This is a genomic window from Adhaeribacter aquaticus DSM 16391 (assembly GCF_000473365.1).
GTDB classification, from domain to species: Bacteria; Bacteroidota; Bacteroidia; order Cytophagales; family Hymenobacteraceae; genus Adhaeribacter; species Adhaeribacter aquaticus.
In genome coordinates this window covers 4,228,296-4,246,806 of record NZ_KI421517.1, presented here as the reverse complement: position 1 = coordinate 4,246,806, position 18,511 = coordinate 4,228,296, and the positions used below count along the sequence as shown (strand labels likewise).

The window sequence follows — 18,511 nt, the reverse complement described above, 5'->3', positions numbered from 1 at the left end:
AGAAATTGGATGAATAAATAATATGATTAAAAAAAATGCTATAACTCTTATTTCTGGAAAATCAGCCGAAACTGATTTAGTAGTTAAGGTTTTAGAGGAAAGTGACCTGGAATTTGATTTAGAGGCAATTGGAAGCCACGAAGTAGGATTAACCACAGCTTTAGCTTTTCATATTCCTGATATTATTATATTTTGCTTCTTAGATTTAGATTTACATGCAGATCAGGTGATCGTTAGCGTTTTAAAATCTGCTTTCAAGGTTCCTCTGATTGTAATAACTAATGCCAAAAAAGAAAAAGAGGCACTAGCTTTAACTAAAAAAGGTGTAACTGATTATCTGTTTTTCGATAGGCTGGACAGGCTTCCTTTTACCATTCAAAAAGAACTGAATGTCTATAAAATCCAACAGGAAAAAAACTATTTAATAAAGCAGCTAAGCCAGAAGGAGCAGCATTCAAATTTAATTTCCGGTCTGGATACAAAAGCTTATTTAGAAGTAAATGAATCACGACTCAGAGCTATTGTTCAATCGCAAACCAATTACCTGATACGGGTAAACCTGGAAGGTAAATATACCTATTGTAATGAAAAATTCATGGTTGATTTTGCCTGGATTTATCCAAATAGTGAAGTGGTCGGTCAGGATTCAATGGTTTCTATTATTCCCTATCATCACCAACGGGTAGTGGAGGCTTCTGAAAAATGTTTAGCTAACCCGGGTACTGTAATTCAAGTTGAAATAGATAAACCAAAAGAAGCCGGAGAAGTAAGAACTACACTTTGGGATTTTGTTTGTATAACGAATCAGGCTGGCGAACCCACCGAAATTCAATGTGTGGGTATAGATATTTCGGACAGGAAAAAAGCGGAGCAGGCACTAAAGGAAAGCAAAATCTTGCACGAATTTGTCTCTAAGGCCACTTCTGATGTTATTTATGATTGGGATTTAGTTTCAGGTAAAATTTATTGGGGTGAAGGGTTTAACACGCTTTTTGGGTATGAGTTAGGAGAAACTACTCCTGATATTAGTTCCTGGTCTAATCAGGTACATCCCGACGACCTCAACCGGGTAACTAAAAGTTTAAATGCTGCAATTAATGGTACTAAGACTAAATGGGAGGATGAGTACAAGTTCAAGAAAGCCAATGGCCAGTATGGTTACATCATGGAAAAAGGCTTTATCATTAGAGATGATAAAAATAAAGCTATTAGAATGGTGGGAGCCATGCAGGATGTTACTGAGAAAAGAAGGTTAGAAGAACTTTTAACTAAAGCCAATTACTTAGCTCAAATTGGCAGTTACGAACTGGATTTGGTCAATAACACTTTATTTTGGTCTGAGATCACTAAAGAAATCCACGAAGTAAAAAAGAATTATAAACCTACACTGGAAGCAGCCCTTAATTTTTATAAACCAGGCACAAATAGAGACTTAATTACTAATGCTGTAAAGACCTGCCTTGAACATGAAACTTCCTTTGATCTGGAACTTCAGATAATAACAGCCAATGGGAATGAAAGGTGGATTAGAGTTATTGGTGAAGTTGAGCAGGAAGAAAATAAAAGTATCCGGTTATATGGTAGTTTCCAGAACATTGATTCCAGAAAAAAAGCGGAGATTGCTGTTTTAGAGGCTTACGAAGATAGAAATAGCATACTGGAAAGTATCGATGACGCTTTTCTGGCAGTAAATAAAGCTGGGAAAGTAACTTATTGGAATAAAAAAGCTGAAACTATTATAGGCCGTTCCAGGCAAGAAGTCTTGCACCAGGATTTTTGGGAGGCCTTTGTTGATGCAATAGATAGTCCTTTCAATACTTTTTATTATAAAGCTTTAACTGATAATAAGGTACAACGTTTTGAGGCCTTTTATAATTTAATAGGAGCTTGGTTGGACGTAAATATTTATCCTTCTGCAAACGGGTTGTCCATTTTTTTTAAAGACGTTACTGAGCGGAAGATGGCAGAAATTCAACTGCTGGAATTAAATGAGAAACTTAAAACCTCTACTGAGGAATTATTGGTATCGAATAAAAGCATGGAACAATTTTCTTTTATTGTTTCACATAATCTCCGAGCTCCGGTAGCCAATTTACTAGGGTTAGCTGAAATGCTAATCCAAGATAATTACCCGGCAGAAATTAAATTAGATATTGTTAAAGGCTTGTTAGAAAATGTCAAGCGATTAGATAATATTATTAGAGATTTGAATGCTATTTTAAAAGTAAAGAAAGAGTTAATGGAGCTAAAGCAGGAGGTAAACCTGCCGGAATTAATCCAAAGCATAGAAGATAGTATTGGAAATTTGGTGGTAAAGGAGCAGGTGCTGATTAAATCCGACTTTTCAGCTGTAAATAACTTATATACCATTAAAAGTTATTTGCATAGTGTTTTCTATAATCTCATCACAAATAGTATCAAATACCGGCAACCTCAATCAACGCCATTTATCCAAATTAAATCAGAAATTTTAAATGGTAAACTGTTTATTCATTTCCAGGATAATGGTTTAGGAATTGATTTAGAGAGGAAAAAGGACCAGGTTTTTGGACTTTATAAACGGTTTCATAAACATGTAGAGGGCAAAGGATTGGGCTTATATATGGTAAAAACGCAGGTAGAAGCTTTAGGAGGCAAGGTATCTATAGAAAGTGAAGTTAACAAAGGAACTAAATTTACAATAGAATTTAAATATCAGGATGTAATGGTTAAGTAAAAGATATTTATTACGCAATTTTCTTAGGTGTTTGGTCTATAAGATTTAAAGTTTAATCAGTCTAGGTTTTAAATTATAAAGAAGGCTTACTTGATATATTTCAATACTTTTCTGATACTTAAATAAATTTATATAGCTATTTGGTTAATTGTCTTTTTCAAGTAAAAAATTTAAATTTGTTTATTTTATTACCAACTAGTAAATTAGACCATGGATGCCTTAAAGGATTATTGGCTACTCATTTTAGCCGTTCTATTTCTACTTTGCGCTTTGGGTTATACCTTTTATAAACTCATAGATTATATTTGGTATGAAATTCAACTTAAAAAGAGAAGACAAGGCAAAAATAATTTAGAAATAAGATCCAACATTCCTACATCTAAAAGAAGAAAAGGCTTTTTTTAATTTAATGAGTTATTGCTTGCAATTACTTCTATTTCCTAAAGGCAATCTGGTTAAATATCCCTGAACCACTAAAAGTAATTGATTATTTATGCTGGGTTAAATTTAATCAGCCAATTACTTTTGCTTTACAATTAATCTCAATTTATATAAGGTGGCCCTTGAAAACTATAACTAATCTGCCTGGTCTTAAGCCTCCTTCCTTACAAATTACATTTCTTCTGCGGCTCCATTGAGCTTTTTAAGTCGTTGCTCTACAACAATAGATGTTTAACAGGTTTAAAATATTTTAAGCTTACTGTGTCCATTAACATACAAAGATTTAAAAGAATTCCGGATAGTATTGAAGCGAAAAATACTTATTGTAAGACTGTTTGATACAGTACCTGAATTTGTACATAAGTAATAGTACTTAACTTTAAGAAATGTTTTTTTACTAAGTAATAATTTTGCAACTTTAGCTAATTAATTAAAATTAAGGGTTTTACAATTGGAAATTCATTTAACTAAATTAAACATGCTATTATAAATTTTATTTAAATTCGTAGGGTTAATAAATAACTATAACACATTTATTTGCTGTACCTAATAATAAAAAGTAGATGAATTTTTACCAAGAATAGTGGTCCGGAAATGAATCCATTATTTATTTTTGATCCATAATTCTTTTGAGTAAAATATCCTTACATTGTTATTTATAATTTAAGTAAACAGGGCAATATGAAAATCTTTCATATTATTTTAGGTCTAGGGTTCTTTTTGATTTTTTGTCTTTCAATTATTACAACTATTTATGTAGGTAAAAATTTGAAAGGTTTAAGAAGAATGATGGATATGCGTTCTAAAAAGAAGTTGATCAAAAAAAATAATTTAAAAGTAAATTAACTTTCAACCAGTATTATTCTCCTTCGCCTAATTATTAGGTATTCTCTTTCACTTTTACTGATTTGAATTATCTCATTTATCTAATCTTTCCTGCTGCAAAATTGTCTTTGGGTTAGGCCTTATTCTAACATCTATAAAGCAAATATTTAATAATTTTCTCCTCCCTTTTATGTACAAACAAAAAAAGGTTAATAATTATCAATTAGGTTTTAAAGAAGTATAGTTGCCGGTTCTAAAAAGACTCTTTTGCTGATGAACTGGTGATATTGAAAACAATTTTTTCTCCTGGTAGTTTGTAGGTTTAAAATTAAAAAATGAGCTTTTATACTTTAGAAAGAATTCAGCGGCTTCCTATTAACCTCGAAACGGCTTGGGATTTTTTTTCCTCACCGCATAATCTAAATCGCATAACTCCTCCTGAAATGAGTATGGAGGTAATTTCTTATTCTGGGTCAGCACAAATGTATGAAGGGCAAATTATTACTTATAATATATCACCTTTTCTCAATTTGAAATTGTTTTGGATGACGGAGATAACTCATGTTAAGGAGAAACAATATTTTGTAGATGAGCAAAGGTTTGGGCCTTATAGCTTTTGGCACCACACCCACTTCTTTAAAGAGGTAGAAGGCGGAGTTGAAATGCGGGATCAAGTACATTACAAATTGCCTTTTGGTTTTTTAGGCCAATTAGTGCATGCTCTGCTGGTTAAAAAGAAGTTAAATAAAATTTTTGATTACAGGTACAAGGTGCTAGATCAGGAATTTGGTAAATTTCTTTAACAAATAAAGGCAGCTAAGCAATGGAATTCTAAAATTGTATTTAATGTAAAAATAAATATTATCTCCATTTTCAATTAAAATAGAAATAACTTAGATTACCAACTAAATAGAAGTGAATGGTTTAAAAAATTAAAAAGCCAGAGATTTTGGAAGCCGAAGATCCTTTTTTACATATTTACCTAGATCCTGAATTAACTTTAATACATCTATCCTGGGTTAGGGAAGTAAATATCCTTGAATTTGAGTCTGGTTTCAGGTACGCAATTAAATTGGTAGAGGAAAATCAGTTTAAATTATGGGTAAATGATTTTTCTTTAATTGATATACCTGATACCACAATTTTATATAATGACCTTTTACCAGCTTTAGTTGAATCTGGATTTAAAAAAGGTACAGCCATCGTACCCAGAGATTCTTCTTATCTGCTTCGGTTCCATCAGTTAAAAAGTCACATATTTGATAGGTATGGGGCAACCCATGATTTTAAAATGGAGGTATTTAGCAATTTAGACCTGGCCTTTATGTGGTTAGGAATTTCAGGATTACCCCATTATACCCAGCAGATAATCCTTTAGCTAAGTTTGTTGCCAGCTAAAGTACCTCGTTGTTGATTTCAATTTCTGCTAATAATGGAAGATGGTCAGAAAAATACCGGCCTTCTTTATGGTCTGTTAAAATAGCGTGTTGCAGTACTTTGAAGAACTTACTTACAAAAATATAGTCAATTTTCCGGGTAATCTGTTCCCTAACAAAAAATCCACTTATTGAGCCGGCGGGTCCCTGGTGTGGAGTTTTCGAGACAAGTTGAGCATCGAACAGACCTGTGTTGGCCACTAATATTTCGTAAGGTTTGGAAGAGGGCAAACTGTTAAAATCACCTGTTAACACCACGGCCGAATTCCCAGCTATTTCCTTGATTTTTTGAGCCAATAATTCAGAACTCTTTTCCCGGGCTACTTTACCCCGGTGGTCGTAATGAGTATTAAAGTGATAAAAAACTACTCCTGTATTTTTGTCCTTAAGTTTACACCAGGAAGCTACCCTTGGCAAGGCTGCGTCCCAACCTTTAGAGCCTGCTCTGGAAGGTTTACGGGAAAACCAAAAAGAACCAGTATCTAAAAGGTCAAAACGACTTTTCCGGTAAAATATGGCACTGAATTCGCCTCTTTTTTTGCCATTATTTCGCCCAACCCCATACCAGCCAAATTCAGGTAACCGAGTTTCTAAATCTTTTATTTGCTTGCTCTTGGCTTCCTGAACTCCAAACAAGTCAGGATGATAGGACATAATTAGCCCGGCTACATTATCCCGGCGAAAATTCCAGTTATTAATTTTATCTTCTTTATTTAGAAAACGAATATTATAAGACATTACCCGAAAAACTTTAGCGTCTGTATTCGGTAATACCTGGCCAATTCCTGTAAATGAATAGAATAATATAAATAATGTGCAAATATACTTCAGTAACATATTTTGTTAATTTCTCAAAATAATCCTTATTATTAACTAATTGCTATTACGTAAAATATAGCGAAAAGTGTACGTATAAGGGTGTTATTAAAAAATTAACATTCTGTTAAGTAATTTGTTGTTCCTTAATCTTGGATTATTTAAAAAATTAACTTTTCATTAGGCTTTTAATTACTTGCACGGTTACTAATAATTGTCCTAAATGGCGCATAGTATGTTCAGCCGCATGAAAAAGCAAGCCAATTTGGGTAGAAGGTAACTTACCCCGACCAACTGCTCTGTATTCGGTTAGGGAAATTTCATTTGTATGCTTAAACTGATGAAGCGCCTTTTCTATTTCTTTATTAAAAGCAGTAAGTAATTCTGTTGTTGTTATTTCGGCAGCTGGTTTTCCCTCTGCCTGTAAGTAGTCCAATTGTTCTTCAGTTAGAACCTTATTTTCAGCATAAGTTAAAAGTCGATCTAGTACGCCCCGCAAGTGTTGTAGATGAAATCCTACTGAAGCCATATTAGCAGGTTTTTCCCATAATAGCTTATCCGGGAAATCATTCATTAGCGCATTTACTTCTTCCTGAGCTTGTAATAAGGCATGGGCAGCCGGTTGCAGAAGGGGAGGAATTTCTGGTAAGGGACCTCTTAACCAAACCTCAGGTTTATTTTCAGTTGCCATATTTAAAATTAGAAATTTACCTAAAGCAGTAATTTCTTTTAAATTAAGTGTTTTGCCGCATCATTATAAAAGAAATAAACTACATACAGGTACTAAATTTCTTCATAAGTATAAATTACTTTTTTTTACCTTTTTTATGCTTCTCAAACTCCTGTACTTCTTTCATCAGGTTTTTTAAATCATAATTCACATCTTGGGTAAAATCCAGTGTCTCTGTTCGGTCGGCTTGAGTAATTTCCAATACTTTGATTGACTTAGTTAAATAGCTTTCAATTTCATCAAGGATTGATTTTTCTTCTGTACTGCAGAAAGAGAGAGCCTGGCCCTTTTGAGTACCGCGGCCAGTACGGCCAACCCGGTGTACATAATTTTCTGCTTGTTCCGGAAGGTCATAGTTTATAACAAAATCTACCAGCGGGATATCAATGCCGCGGGCACTTACATCTGTTGCGATTAAAACTTTAATTTCTCCGCTCTTAAACTGCTTTAGAGCTAGTAACCGGTCTTTTTGTTCTTTATCACCATGAATAGTAACGGTTTGAATACTGGCCCGCTCCATAGCCTTTAGTACCCGTTCTGCCCTAACTTTTGTCCGGACAAATACCAGAATTTTTTTGTCTGGATTTTCCCGGATCATGCGCTCCAGGAAAAACCGCTTGTCATCCATTTCTACAAAGGCAACCGCATGATCAATATTTTTAGCTACCGGATCTTTGGGTGAAACCTGAATACGAATAGCATTGTGCACGAGCGAATAAGCAAGCTTTTTAATGTTTTCATTGATAGTAGCCGAGAAAAACAAGGTTTGTCTGTTCCGGGGCAGGTGCTTCATTAAATCCCGGATATCTTTAATAAACCCTAAGTCCAGCATATGGTCAGCTTCATCCAAAATTAAAATTTCTACCCGGTGTAATTGAAGGTGCCCCTGACTTACCAGATCAAATAACCGACCTGGCGTAGCTACCAGTATATCTACACCTTTTTCCAGTTTTGCTATTTGGGGAGCCTGCTCAACTCCGCCAAACAAGCTAAAGGTTTTTACCCGGGTGTATTTACCTATTTGCTCAAAAACTTCGGTTATTTGAATGGCTAATTCCCTAGTCGGTACCATTACTACGCATTTTATTCCGTCGGGGCGGGCAGCTTTTTGTTTAAGATTATGCAGGTGATGTATCACCGGGATAGCAAAAGCCGCCGTTTTACCTGTACCCGTCTGAGCTATGGCCAAAACATCTTCGCCTTTTAAAATAGCTGGTATCGACTTAAACTGGATATCAGTAGGACGTTTAAAGCCAGCTTCTTCCAGACTTCTTTTAATTTCAGGTACAATTGGGTATTCTTCGAACTTCATGTGCGTATTGTTTTCTTTATCAAAATCAGAAAGGCTGGTAAAGGTACTTATAATTTAAGAATCTACTGTTTTTACGGGCTAGAAAGGATTTGGAAAGGTTTTATTATCTAAATTTTTATTAGCATAAACCAGGGGATTTGAACGATAAAGAAATTGCCCTAAAATAAACGTGTGTTGGTTAAATGGAAAATAAAGAAGGGTATTCCTGCATGTGTAAACTGATTTAATTCTTATGGTACAAAAGAGTTTTTAATTTATAGCTGAATAAAATAGTCCAAGAGATCAAATTATAGGCTTTCTGAGTACAGCCAATGCTGGCGAATTAAATTCTATGGCTGTAAGTACTTGTAATTAAGAGCTGGTAATATTTGATTTAAAATTTTTAAAGTCTTAAAATGGTTTCTTTTGGCTATAAAAGCATTTTTAAAAAATGTTAACTATTCTTTTCCTCGTAAAGTACTTTAATTTTAGATATCCTAATTAAATTGGCCTTTATTTTTAAATAAAAAGACCTGTAATAATGAATATGAACTATGAAATCCGGCATGCCATTGGCCCGCGCGAAGCAAAAGCCATGGATACAGAAAGCCTTAGAAGTAACTTTTTGATTGAAACGGTTTTTGAAGCTGATGTAATAAACCTGTCTTATCTGCATTACGATAGGTTTATAGTGGGTGGTGCCAAACCGGTAAAAGAAACTTTAACCTTGGAAACCATTGATCCCTTAAAGGCACCTTACTTTCTGGAAAGACGCGAGTTAGGCATCATTAACATTGGCGGAAAAGGTACAGTAACGGCAGATGGTGTAGCTTATGAGCTGGATTTTAAAGAAGCTTTGTATTTGGGAAAAGGAACTCAGGAAGTAACCTTTGCCAGCGCAGATGCTCAGAATCCGGCCAAATTTTATTTAAACTCAGCTCCGGCTCATCATGCTTATCCTTCCAAAAAAGTATCTCAAGAGCAGGCGGAAAGGGTACAATTAGGTTCTCAGGAAACTGCAAATGCCCGTACCATTAATAAATTATTAGTGAATAGTGTAGTAGAAACCTGCCAGCTGCAAATGGGTATGACCGAATTACACCCGGGCAGTGTCTGGAATACCATGCCGGCCCACGTACACGACCGCCGGATGGAGGTGTATTTGTATTTTGAGGTGCCAGCAGAGCAGGGGGTTTGTCATTTTTTAGGAGAACCACAGGAAACGCGCCATATCTGGATGCAGAATGACCAGGCTGTAATTTCTCCACCGTGGTCAATCCATTCGGGCTCTGGCACGGCAAACTATACCTTTATATGGGGAATGGCCGGCGAAAACCTGGATTATGGCGATATGGATGTTTGCAAAGTTGCTACACTACGTTAAGGTACGGTTATATGGTATTAAAACAATTTGATTTAACCGGTAAAATTGCCTGGGTAACCGGTGCTACACATGGTTTAGGAATGGCTATGGCCAGAGCATTAGGCGAAGCAGGGGCGACTTTAGTTATAAACGGTAATTCATCTCAGGAAAAAATAGAAGAGGCCCTAAAGCTATACCAAGAAGCCGGACTGCGGGTTCACGGGTTTCGTTGCGATGTAACCAACCAGGGTCAGGTAAGAGAAGCTGTAGCCCGAATTGAACAGGAAATAGGCCCTATTGATATTTTAGTGAATAACGCCGGCATAATAAAACGGATTCCATTAGTAGATATGGAACTGGCTGAATGGCAACAGGTAATAGATGTAGACCTAACTTCACCCTTTATTGTATCGCAGGCTGTAGTGAAAGGCATGATAGAACGAGGTGGCGGTAAAATAATAAATATTTGTTCTATGATGAGTGAGCTTGGCCGGCAAAACGTAGGTGCTTATGCTGCAGCCAAAGGTGGTTTAAAAATGCTTACCAAAAACATGGCCACCGAATGGGCAAAGTATAATATTCAGGTAAACGGTATTGGGCCAGGTTATTTTGCAACCAGCCAGACTGCGCCATTACGGGTGCCTGGCAATGCCTTTAACGAATTTATTATTAACCGTACACCTGCCGGAAAATGGGGCGACCCGGATGAGTTAGGAGGGGCTACCGTTTTTTTGGCTTCCCGGGCTAGTAATTTTGTAAATGGCCAAATTGTTTATGTAGATGGTGGTATTCTGGCTACCATAGGCAAACCCATGGGAGAATAAACAATCAACTAAAATTAAATTGCAAGAACAAAAAGGTCATCAAATTGATGGCCTTTTTTATTTAAGACTTAAACTTTATATAGGGTGTTTTAACTCTTTTTAGTTCAGGAGCCAGTCTTTCCATTTGATGGGTTATTTCATTTAACCGGGCAGGATCCTTTTCCCGTTTTTCTAAGTAAGAAAGAACCGTTAAAAAGTCTTCCTTGTCCTGGTTGGTTAAAGAAGAAACATCAAGTGAACCAAGTCTATTTAAATAATCAACAACCATTATTTATTGAAGCTTTAGGGTGATGGCCTATTGGCAGGTTTATATAATTAACGTAAAAAAAAAACAGGTGTTTTCTAGTACTATAGAAATGTAAAATAATTTACTGGAATAGATCAATTCTTTACCAGGTAGCTTCAGGTTGATTAATGCCAGGATTATTTACCGGTTGCTGATGATTCTTTCAATATATATTAAGGTATATACTTTAACTAATCTTCTCCGTATAAAAAGCAAAAAATTAAAACATAAAATGAAACAACGGGAAGTACAGGCAGAAGATGGTACCAGATGGACTTGTGTACAAGCATACGCAGGATTGAATCATACTGAAGAAAATGAAGAGGCCGCCACAGTAGGTGCAAATGACGACAAAAGAACAGTAGTTTGTACCCCAAGTGGTGGCGCCCAAACTGTAAGATTGGAACTACCTGCCAATTGGGAAGAAGCTTATTCAGATGAAGAGTTATTGCAGGAAATAGAAGCTAATCAAGGATAATAAGAGTAAAAGGACCTTAAGCCAACTTCAACCTCTGCTATCCGTAAATCTAAATAAAACTAAGCAATAACTACCATGGGAATATTTGAAGACGACGACGACGAAAATAAAACACGTAGCACCAAAAATATCTTCGAGAAAGATAAAAGGGAACAAACGAATGGCAATATACCGGATCCAAGTGCCAAGCGCAATGTAGGTCCAAACGGCGACCTGGAAAGAAAAGGTCAAATGGACAGGTTAGAGAATTTACACATTGGCGGTAACGAGGCAACCGGTTATGGTGCCAATGATCCGGATAGTGTAGAATCTATTTCTCAAGGACCTGGTTTTGAAGTTGAAGGTAGCTATGAAGCCGGGGAGGATGGAGCTGTTAATGGAATAAGAAGTGGCGATCAGGAGTTTGGCAGCAAAGAGGTTAAGCCAAACGAAAATGTTTCCGGTTACGAAAATATCTAATCTATACCTTGACTAATAAAAAAGGCTTACTGTTCAGTAAGCCTTTTTTATTTTGTTATTATACCTTATCCTAATTCAGGTCAAAATAAAAATACTTTTATAAATAAGTAGTTATACCGAAAAAGTTTACAGTTTAAATCTGTAACGCCTTCAACTTCTTGCCGTTTAGTAAAAACCATTATTTCAATAATGGATATTTAAAATAAAAAGGTATGGAGTTTAAACAATTGCCGGTACTATACAACGAGCAGGGAGAGCTAAGAAAAGTAGGGTTTGAATTAGAGTTTGCTAATCTAGGAATAGATGAAATAGTAAAAATAATTCTGGACATCTACGGAGGAAGAGTTGAAAAAGAAAATCGGTTTCTCCAAAAAGTTTGCGATACCCGTATTGGAAACTTTTCCGTTGAGTTTGATTTAACCTTACTGACCGAAAAGAAATACATAAAATTTTTTGATTCGTTCAACATCAATTTGCAGGAATATAAATGTGGAGTGGGCACCTTGGAGGATAGTGTTGAGGCTGCTTTGGAAGGTATAGTGGGTAAAATATTTCCATATGAAATAGCTACGCCACCCGTACCGTGTACCGAAATAGCTCAGTTTGAAGAACTCCGGCAGGCGCTGTTCGAACACAACGCCAAAGGAACAGAAGCTTTTCCAACTAATGCTTTTGGAACGCATATAAATATTGAGTTACCTGCAACTGATGCTGAAACTATAATAAGTTATTTAAAAGCATTTGTCTTACTTTATCCTTGGTTGTTGGAAGTGGGCGAAACTGATTTAGCCCGTAAGCTGAGCCCGTTTATTGATCCTTTTCCGGAAGAATACGCCCAGTTGATTTTAGCTCAAAATTATGCTCCGGATCTGGATACATTGGTAGCGGATTACCATAGGTATAATCCTGATAGAAACCGACCCATAGACATGTATCCTTTATTTGCCGCTATAAATCCAGATAAAGTAAATCAATTTCAGGATGTTGGAAAAGTTAAACCTCGTAAAACTTTTCATTACCGTTTACCTAATAGTAGTATATCAAAACCCGATTGGACCTTAGCCCAGGAATGGAATAATTGGGTGGTGGTAGAAGAATTAGCTCATAATCCTGAAAAAATAGAAGCTATAAAAGAAGCTTATTTTAGGTTAAAGCAAGATACCATTCTGGGTTTTGAAGGTAAATGGATAAAACAAATTTCTGCATGGCTTACTTAAAGGAACAAATAAAAATCAATCGGAAACGGCCAACAATAGGGATAACCGGACCTGATAAGGGTGGCGGAGTGGCCTGGTTTTTTACCGCTTTGGGAGTAAGGTTAGCAGGCGGGAAACCAGTAAGAATAACGCCTGGTAAGCCACGTACTGCTGATGGGTTACAAGCCTTGATTATAGGTGGAGGGGCTGATGTGGACCCAGATACGTATCAGAAGCAAAATGTGGTGGAGGAATATTTAGCCCGCACCATTCAAAATAAAAAAATCTCTTTTTGGAGAAGAATTGGGCGGTTCGTTCGCTGGATTTATTATCCGGGGTTATTTCTGGTGCGAAAATTATTTAGCCGTAAAATCAAATGGACCATTGACCGGAACCGGGATCATCTGGAATTTCAACTGCTGAATCAGGCAGTTAAGAAAAATCTGCCGGTTATGGGCATCTGCCGGGGGTCGCAATTATTGAATGTTTATTTTGGCGGAAGCTTGTACCAGGACATAAATTCATTTTACTCGGAAGAACCAAACCCAATCAGTATATTTCCAGTCAAAAAAATAAGAATTAAAAAAGAAAGTAAATTAGCCAATATTTTAGGAGCCGAAAAATTAAAAGTAAATGCCATTCACCACCAGGCTATAAAAGATCCTGGACAAAATATTATAATTGTTGCTAAAGAAGCTAATGGTGTAGTTCAGGCGGTAGAAAACAGTGAATTGCCTTATGTGGTGGGGGTACAATGGCATCCGGAATACCTGCCCCAACGACCAGAACAGCGACGGTTATTTCAGGCATTGGTACATCATGCCAAAAATGTTAATATGCAGATTGAAGAACAAGATATGCGGGAAGCACTTTCTCAACCAAAAGCTCCGCAAATAGTAAAGTTGGAGCAAAAGGAATTATCAGAATTTAAAGCTAGAAAATAAAATCCAAGCGATTTATAAAATCTTATTAAAATTATTCTTATTCAAATTCTAATTAACTTCTAATCAGGGTTTCCTAAACCTGGCACTTTTTTAGCAATCACCAAGAAGCTTATTGTAATAATAAATAAGCTTAAATTCGTTTATACGCTAAATAAAAGGAAACCATTGATGAAATTTAGGCTCTTTACACACTTATTCTTTGCTTTAATTATTGCGCTTGCGGCTGCCAGCTGTCGTACTTCACCCATAGCTCGGTACCCTAATCCGTATCCATCTCCAGGAGGACATTCCAGAGGGTTACCACCAGGCCAAGCTAAAAAAGTGTATGGCCATCAATCGGCGCGGGCTTTTGCACCTGGCCAGCAGAAAAAACATGGTCATTATCATGGCAACGGAAAAGGTAAGGGCAAAAGGAAATAGGTATTTTCTTTAATTACAAAAAGCTCCTTATCCGGAGCTTTTTGTTTAAAATTTATTCTACCTGAAAGAAGTTTTGTAGATAATTATATTCAGGGGATTCCCTAGTTACTAAGCAGGAGCGGGGTATTTATACTTGTAGATTTTAGGTATTAGTGTCGCAGGAAATACATAGGAGTTCTTTCACCAAAACAATCAAAAGGCATCTGGTGTAAAGAAAGCAAAATGTTTATGGCAATTCCTTTTTTAGAGTTAATACAATATATGCCTGCTCTTAACTTTATTTAGCTTATGGCAGCTCTTTTTTCAGTTGATGAGCACAGGTTTTTCACCTGGAATTGGGAGTAGAATTACACGGGAGAGGCTTCTTCCTGGTAAGATTCCAATGGGTTTTTGCCTTTCCAGCTGCCTGTTGCGCCTAATACCTCAAATCGGGCAAATAATTCCTCACTGTACCAATTATCCGTTCGGGTTTTTTTAATTACTTGCTGGTGTTGGGCCGATTTATAGGCGTATTGTATAATATCATTTTCTGTTTTCCAGATACTAAAGGTAGCTTGCCGCACAAAAGGTAACTCCCCTAAACCAACGGCTGCAATTAAGCCTTCAGCCTGTTCAATAGCTTTGCTGGTGGCAGCACCATGTTTCCAAAATGCAGGTATAGCCCGTACATTTATGGAGGCTCTGGTAAGTACAGCAATTGGTTTGGTTAGGTGAGGGGTTGCTTTTGTTACCTGAAATGGATTTACGCCATCCCAAAGGCCATGAGCTTTAATAGGGTTTAATTTTATAGTCCAGGTTTCATTACAATGTTGCTGGTATTCATAAAAGATAGAGGAGTTCTTGAAAAAGTTATCAGCAACTGCTTCCGATTCCCAAACCCCGAACATCCCGTATAAATAAAAATCAGGTTTTATATTAAAAACGCCACCTTTGGGACTGCCTAATAACTTAAAAAATTGAAGGCCCTTCACCTGTTTCAGAAGGGGAGGCATAGTTCCCATTTGGGCCAATCCCCAGCACCAATGGCCTTTTTTTATCCCAAATAAAGTTAACGTTGTAATAGATTGCGCAGACAAGAAGTTTATAATAAACTGTTTAGTAAGAATAAAAATAAAATAAAAACAGGAGAAACTAAGTTCTCCTGTTTGTTTATTTGTCAATACTTAATTTTTCGTTATCACCCGGATGATAGGCTTCACCGGTTAAAATTGCTTTAGCAAACCCTATGGCATGTACTACCGGGCCGGAAGAACTATCCCAGTATTCAGCTGAATTTACAGCTACGCGCAATACAGCCACGTTTGGATCGTCTTTGCCTTCCGGAAACCAAGCTTTAAAGGCTGGATGCCAAAGTTCCTCTATTTTTTTAGGATCTTTACTTACAGTAGCTTTACCTGAAATAGATACATACACATTGCTGCTGTCGTCGGCAAAACTCACATTTACGTGACTATCATTTTTAATTTCGTGGGTTTTGCCGGAAGCATAACCAGTTAGGAATAAGATATCGGTTCCAGAAATCTGTAGGTACCGCATCGGTCGGCTACGCAAGCTGCCATCTTCCTCAATGGTTACCAGCATCCCGTTTTTAATATTTTTTATCTTATCCGCAATTTTCTGCATTTCAGGATTTGCGTTTTTTTCCATAGTTTTAATTAGGTTAATTCCGTAAAAAGTACGCGGCCACTTTACAAAGGTTCTTTCGTAAATCTTTTTACTTGCTGAATAACCTACTCGTGCACTATTTGTTTTGCTTTAAAAACTAAACTTATTGAATTACTTAGCCCATTGTTTTTTATCTGGCAACGATGAAGAATTATTAGTAGGAAATTTTATTGCTGATTCTGTGCGAGGTAGCCAATTACAATTATTTCCGGAACGGATTGCCGCCGGAATTATACTGCACCGCCAGATAGATGCCTTTACAGACAGCCATCCAATAGTTCAGAAGTCCAAAGAGCGCTTACGGCCTTCTTACCGGAAATATGCAGGCGTTATTGCTGATATTTACTACGATCATTTCTTGGCGGCAAATTTTCCGGAGTATTCTTCTGTTCCCTTGCTTACCTATGCACAGCAAGTTTATACTACTATACAAAAGTACCAGTTTATTTTACCTGAGCGGGTACAGTATTTTCTGCCTTACATGGTGCAGCAAAACTGGCTTTTTAATTATGCCAATTTCGAGGGTATTCGCAAATCGCTCACTGGTTTAAGTCGCCGTACCTCCTTTGTTTCAAATATGGAAACGGCAGCTGATGAACTGGAAAATAATTATCCTTTTTACAAAGAAGATTTTAATAAATTTTTTCCTGATTTACAGCAGTTTGTACAACCTAAGTTTTAGAAGAACTTTCTTTATTATTTTTCTTTAAAGCTTCTTATTATTAAATAAAATAAATATATTAAGAAGCTAATTCTTATACCGAATTCCTATATAGTTTACTTGCAAATGCTTTAAACCTTATTAGCTATAATTTTCCTTTTACTAAAACATTTTATACATATGCCCTATATCAAAAATGAAAAGGTTTATGATGTTTGTATAGTGGGCTCAGGAGCCGGAGGGGGAATGGCCGCCAAAGTGCTAACCGAAGGAGGGGCCAATGTAGTGATGCTGGAAGCCGGCCCCATGTTTGATTCGGCCACGAGCGGCAATATGTTTAAATGGCCATACGACTCGCCCAGAAGAGGAGCAGGTACGCACCGGCCTTTCGGGGAATTTGATGCTGCATTTGGAGGCTGGAATATAGAAGGAGAACCCTACACCACCACTACCGGTACTAAGTTTGACTGGTTTCGGTCCAGAATGCTGGGAGGCCGCACGAACCATTGGGGACGAATCTCTTTGCGTTTTGGGCCGCTGGATTTCCGGCGGAAAAGCATCGATGGATTAGGCGACGATTGGCCAATTTCCTATGATGAGTTAAAACCTTATTACGATAAGTTGGATCGGCTGGTAGGAATATTTGGTTCTAAAGAAGGGCTTTATAACGAACCCGATGGTATTTTTATGCCTCCGCCCAAGCCCCGTTGTTATGAGCTTATGGTAAAGAAAGGATGTGATAAATTAGGGATTCCGGTAATTCCTTCCCGGCTTTCTATTTTAACACAACCTTTAAACGGTCGGCCAGCTTGCCATTACTGTTCCCAATGTAACCGGGGCTGCTCCACCCATTCCAATTTTTCTTCGCCGTCAGTACTTATTCCGCCTGCTTTAAAAACCGGCCGATTAAAAATAGTACCAGGAGCTATGGCACGGGAAGTAATGGTAAATAAAGAAGGATTAGCTACCGGTGTTTCTTATGTAGACGTAAATAGTGGCAAAGAATTTTTAGTGAACGCCAAGATTGTTGTATTGGCGGCCAGTGCCTGTGAATCGGCCAGGTTGTTGTTAAATTCCAGATCAAGTCGGTTCCCGAATGGTCTGGCTAATTCAAGTGATGTGGTAGGCCGTTATTTAACAGATTCTACCGGTACTGATGTAACTGGCTTTTTCCCGCAAATGATGAACAACCACCCGCATAACGAAGATGGGGTAGGTGGCATGCACATGTACATGCCCTGGTGGCTTGAAAATAAAAAATTGGATTTCCCCAGAGGTTACCACATAGAATTTGGTGGCGGACGCCGCATGCCCAGCTATGGTTTTATGGGAGGCTTGCACAATTATAACTCAGCTCAACCCATTGAAGGTAAATACGGGGCTACGCAAAAATTAGACCCAACGCAACTTACCGGAGGTGGCTATGGCCAAAAGCTCAAAGAAGATTACCGACGATTTTACGGCGCCACCATCGGTTTCTCCGGCCGCGGCGAAATGATTGCCCGCCGTGATAATTACTGTGAAATAGACCCCAGCGTAGTAGATAAATATGGTATTCCGGTGTTGCGGTTCAATTTTACCTGGAGCAACTATGAGTACAACCAGGTAAAACACATGCAGCAAACATTCCGGGAAATTATTGATACCCTTGGAGGAGTAGCCTTGTCTAAAATGCCTACCAAAGAAGAAGGCTACGGCATTGCAGCTCCTGGTCGTATTATTCATGAATTAGGTACTACCCGCATGGGCAACGACCCAAAACATTCTGTGCTGAATAGAAACTGCCAGGCCCATGATGTTAAAAACCTGTTTGTTGCCGACGGTGGCCCCTTTGTTTCGCAAGCCGATAAAAATGCCACCTGGACCATTATGGCTTTATCCATGCGTACGTCAGAATTTATAGTAGATCAGAAACGAAAAGGAAATATTTAGAAAGCTTTTAATATGGGAAAGATTAATC

The 18,511-nt window shown here is 37.3% G+C and carries 19 protein-coding genes; 13 read left to right on the top strand and 6 right to left on the bottom strand.

All coding sequences use genetic code 11. The features are described 5' to 3' along the window. Nucleotides 1-22: 22 nt before the first annotated feature. The 4 genes from ADHAQ_RS0121080 (at nt 23) to ADHAQ_RS0121060 (ending at nt 5,360) form a co-directional block, all read left to right on the top strand. Nucleotides 23-2,716: a PAS domain-containing sensor histidine kinase gene (locus ADHAQ_RS0121080; RefSeq protein WP_026464621.1), complete on the top strand. Its 2,694-nt coding sequence runs from the start codon at nt 23-25 to the stop codon at nt 2,714-2,716. A 210-nt stretch (nt 2,717-2,926) separates the two neighbouring features. Then, entirely contained in the window at nt 2,927-3,121 is a 195-nt protein-coding gene (locus ADHAQ_RS28425; RefSeq protein WP_026464620.1) for a hypothetical protein, read from the top strand. 1,196 nt (nt 3,122-4,317) lie between these two features. After that, on the top strand, nt 4,318-4,785 hold the full coding sequence (locus ADHAQ_RS0121065; protein WP_026464619.1) for an SRPBCC family protein: 468 nt from the start codon (nt 4,318-4,320) through the stop codon (nt 4,783-4,785). Nucleotides 4,786-4,931: 146 nt separating this feature from the next. Then, complete coding sequence (locus tag ADHAQ_RS0121060; protein ID WP_026464618.1) at nt 4,932-5,360, top strand: hypothetical protein; 429 nt, start codon at nt 4,932-4,934, stop codon at nt 5,358-5,360. A gap of 16 nt (nt 5,361-5,376) precedes the next feature. Here ADHAQ_RS0121060 and ADHAQ_RS0121055 read toward each other — a convergent pair whose 3' ends face one another. The 3 genes from ADHAQ_RS0121055 to ADHAQ_RS0121045 all read right to left on the bottom strand — a co-directional run bounded on the left by ADHAQ_RS0121055 (nt 5,377) and on the right by ADHAQ_RS0121045 (nt 8,276). Next, nucleotides 5,377-6,156: an endonuclease/exonuclease/phosphatase family protein gene (locus tag ADHAQ_RS0121055; protein WP_071781197.1), complete on the bottom strand. Its 780-nt coding sequence runs from the start codon at nt 6,154-6,156 to the stop codon at nt 5,377-5,379. A gap of 247 nt (nt 6,157-6,403) precedes the next feature. Further along, nucleotides 6,404-6,925 carry a DinB family protein gene (locus ADHAQ_RS0121050; protein ID WP_026464616.1) on the bottom strand — a complete coding sequence of 174 codons (522 nt, stop codon included), beginning with the start codon at nt 6,923-6,925 and terminating at the stop codon, nt 6,404-6,406. A gap of 115 nt (nt 6,926-7,040) precedes the next feature. Further along, nucleotides 7,041-8,276 carry a DEAD/DEAH box helicase gene (locus ADHAQ_RS0121045; protein ID WP_026464615.1) on the bottom strand — a complete coding sequence of 412 codons (1,236 nt, stop codon included), beginning with the start codon at nt 8,274-8,276 and terminating at the stop codon, nt 7,041-7,043. Nucleotides 8,277-8,796: 520 nt separating this feature from the next. On the opposite strand from ADHAQ_RS0121045, the gene kduI reads away from it, so the two are divergent. Beyond that, nucleotides 8,797-9,639, top strand: coding sequence for a 5-dehydro-4-deoxy-D-glucuronate isomerase (kduI, locus tag ADHAQ_RS0121040; protein WP_026464614.1), 843 nt, complete (start codon nt 8,797-8,799; stop codon nt 9,637-9,639). Between the two features lie 11 nt (nt 9,640-9,650). Beyond that, a complete protein-coding gene (locus tag ADHAQ_RS0121035) occupies nt 9,651-10,442 on the top strand; it encodes a gluconate 5-dehydrogenase (RefSeq protein ID WP_026464613.1) in 792 nt (263 codons plus the stop codon). Between the two features lie 61 nt (nt 10,443-10,503). Here the strand turns inward: ADHAQ_RS0121035 and ADHAQ_RS0121030 are convergent, their stop codons facing one another. Further along, nucleotides 10,504-10,710 carry a hypothetical protein gene (locus ADHAQ_RS0121030; protein ID WP_026464612.1) on the bottom strand — a complete coding sequence of 69 codons (207 nt, stop codon included), beginning with the start codon at nt 10,708-10,710 and terminating at the stop codon, nt 10,504-10,506. A 250-nt stretch (nt 10,711-10,960) separates the two neighbouring features. On the opposite strand from ADHAQ_RS0121030, the gene ADHAQ_RS0121025 reads away from it, so the two are divergent. From ADHAQ_RS0121025 to ADHAQ_RS26585, 5 genes are all read left to right on the top strand, one after another. Continuing rightward, a complete protein-coding gene (locus ADHAQ_RS0121025; RefSeq protein WP_026464611.1) occupies nt 10,961-11,206 on the top strand; it encodes a hypothetical protein in 246 nt (81 codons plus the stop codon). A gap of 75 nt (nt 11,207-11,281) precedes the next feature. Further along, entirely contained in the window at nt 11,282-11,665 is a 384-nt protein-coding gene (locus ADHAQ_RS0121020; protein WP_026464610.1) for a hypothetical protein, read from the top strand. Nucleotides 11,666-11,877: 212 nt separating this feature from the next. Next, nucleotides 11,878-12,882 (top strand): amidoligase family protein, encoded by a 1,005-nt coding sequence (locus ADHAQ_RS0121010; protein WP_026464609.1) that lies wholly within the window; start codon nt 11,878-11,880, stop codon nt 12,880-12,882. Further along, nucleotides 12,870-13,805 (top strand): gamma-glutamyl-gamma-aminobutyrate hydrolase family protein, encoded by a 936-nt coding sequence (locus ADHAQ_RS0121005; RefSeq protein ID WP_026464608.1) that lies wholly within the window; start codon nt 12,870-12,872, stop codon nt 13,803-13,805. The genes ADHAQ_RS0121010 and ADHAQ_RS0121005 overlap by 13 nt, the downstream gene beginning before the upstream one ends. Nucleotides 13,806-13,973: 168 nt before the next feature. Beyond that, a complete protein-coding gene (locus ADHAQ_RS26585; RefSeq protein WP_051360070.1) occupies nt 13,974-14,225 on the top strand; it encodes a hypothetical protein in 252 nt (83 codons plus the stop codon). Nucleotides 14,226-14,572: 347 nt separating this feature from the next. On the opposite strand, the gene ADHAQ_RS0120995 is transcribed toward ADHAQ_RS26585, so the two are convergent. Together ADHAQ_RS0120995 and ADHAQ_RS0120990 are read right to left on the bottom strand one after the other, a co-directional pair. Next, nucleotides 14,573-15,301, bottom strand: coding sequence for a hypothetical protein (locus ADHAQ_RS0120995; protein WP_034257517.1), 729 nt, complete (start codon nt 15,299-15,301; stop codon nt 14,573-14,575). Nucleotides 15,302-15,374: 73 nt separating this feature from the next. Continuing rightward, the gene (locus ADHAQ_RS0120990; RefSeq protein ID WP_034256979.1) at nt 15,375-15,872 is read right to left on the bottom strand and encodes a pyridoxamine 5'-phosphate oxidase family protein; all 498 of its coding nucleotides are present in this window, start codon (nt 15,870-15,872) and stop codon (nt 15,375-15,377) included. Between the two features lie 124 nt (nt 15,873-15,996). On the opposite strand from ADHAQ_RS0120990, the gene ADHAQ_RS0120985 reads away from it, so the two are divergent. Both ADHAQ_RS0120985 and ADHAQ_RS0120980 read left to right on the top strand, forming a co-directional pair. Next, complete coding sequence (locus ADHAQ_RS0120985) at nt 15,997-16,572, top strand: acyl carrier protein phosphodiesterase (RefSeq protein WP_026464605.1); 576 nt, start codon at nt 15,997-15,999, stop codon at nt 16,570-16,572. Between the two features lie 159 nt (nt 16,573-16,731). Further along, complete coding sequence (locus tag ADHAQ_RS0120980; protein WP_026464604.1) at nt 16,732-18,483, top strand: GMC family oxidoreductase; 1,752 nt, start codon at nt 16,732-16,734, stop codon at nt 18,481-18,483. The last annotated feature ends 28 nt before the right edge of the window (nt 18,484-18,511 follow it).

What these genes read in the sequence shown, in the direction of transcription:
- ADHAQ_RS0121025 (WP_026464611.1), top strand. Translation starts at nt 10,961, where the DNA reads ATGAAACAACGGGAAGTACAGGCAGAAGATGGTACCAGATGGACTTGT.
- ADHAQ_RS26585 (WP_051360070.1), top strand. Translation starts at nt 13,974, where the DNA reads ATGAAATTTAGGCTCTTTACACACTTATTCTTTGCTTTAATTATTGCG.
- ADHAQ_RS0121065 (WP_026464619.1), top strand. Translation starts at nt 4,318, where the DNA reads ATGAGCTTTTATACTTTAGAAAGAATTCAGCGGCTTCCTATTAACCTC.
- ADHAQ_RS0121020 (WP_026464610.1), top strand. Translation starts at nt 11,282, where the DNA reads ATGGGAATATTTGAAGACGACGACGACGAAAATAAAACACGTAGCACC.
- ADHAQ_RS28425 (WP_026464620.1), top strand. Translation starts at nt 2,927, where the DNA reads ATGGATGCCTTAAAGGATTATTGGCTACTCATTTTAGCCGTTCTATTT.
- kduI (WP_026464614.1), top strand. Translation starts at nt 8,797, where the DNA reads ATGAATATGAACTATGAAATCCGGCATGCCATTGGCCCGCGCGAAGCA.
- ADHAQ_RS0120980 (WP_026464604.1), top strand. Translation starts at nt 16,732, where the DNA reads ATGCCCTATATCAAAAATGAAAAGGTTTATGATGTTTGTATAGTGGGC.
- ADHAQ_RS0121045 (WP_026464615.1), bottom strand. Translation starts at nt 8,276, where the DNA reads ATGAAGTTCGAAGAATACCCAATTGTACCTGAAATTAAAAGAAGTCTG.
- ADHAQ_RS0121055 (WP_071781197.1), bottom strand. Translation starts at nt 6,156, where the DNA reads ATGTCTTATAATATTCGTTTTCTAAATAAAGAAGATAAAATTAATAAC.
- ADHAQ_RS0121050 (WP_026464616.1), bottom strand. Translation starts at nt 6,925, where the DNA reads ATGGCAACTGAAAATAAACCTGAGGTTTGGTTAAGAGGTCCCTTACCA.
- ADHAQ_RS0120990 (WP_034256979.1), bottom strand. Translation starts at nt 15,872, where the DNA reads ATGGAAAAAAACGCAAATCCTGAAATGCAGAAAATTGCGGATAAGATA.
- ADHAQ_RS0121005 (WP_026464608.1), top strand. Translation starts at nt 12,870, where the DNA reads ATGGCTTACTTAAAGGAACAAATAAAAATCAATCGGAAACGGCCAACA.
- ADHAQ_RS0121010 (WP_026464609.1), top strand. Translation starts at nt 11,878, where the DNA reads ATGGAGTTTAAACAATTGCCGGTACTATACAACGAGCAGGGAGAGCTA.
- ADHAQ_RS0121080 (WP_026464621.1), top strand. Translation starts at nt 23, where the DNA reads ATGATTAAAAAAAATGCTATAACTCTTATTTCTGGAAAATCAGCCGAA.
- ADHAQ_RS0121035 (WP_026464613.1), top strand. Translation starts at nt 9,651, where the DNA reads ATGGTATTAAAACAATTTGATTTAACCGGTAAAATTGCCTGGGTAACC.
- ADHAQ_RS0121030 (WP_026464612.1), bottom strand. Translation starts at nt 10,710, where the DNA reads ATGGTTGTTGATTATTTAAATAGACTTGGTTCACTTGATGTTTCTTCT.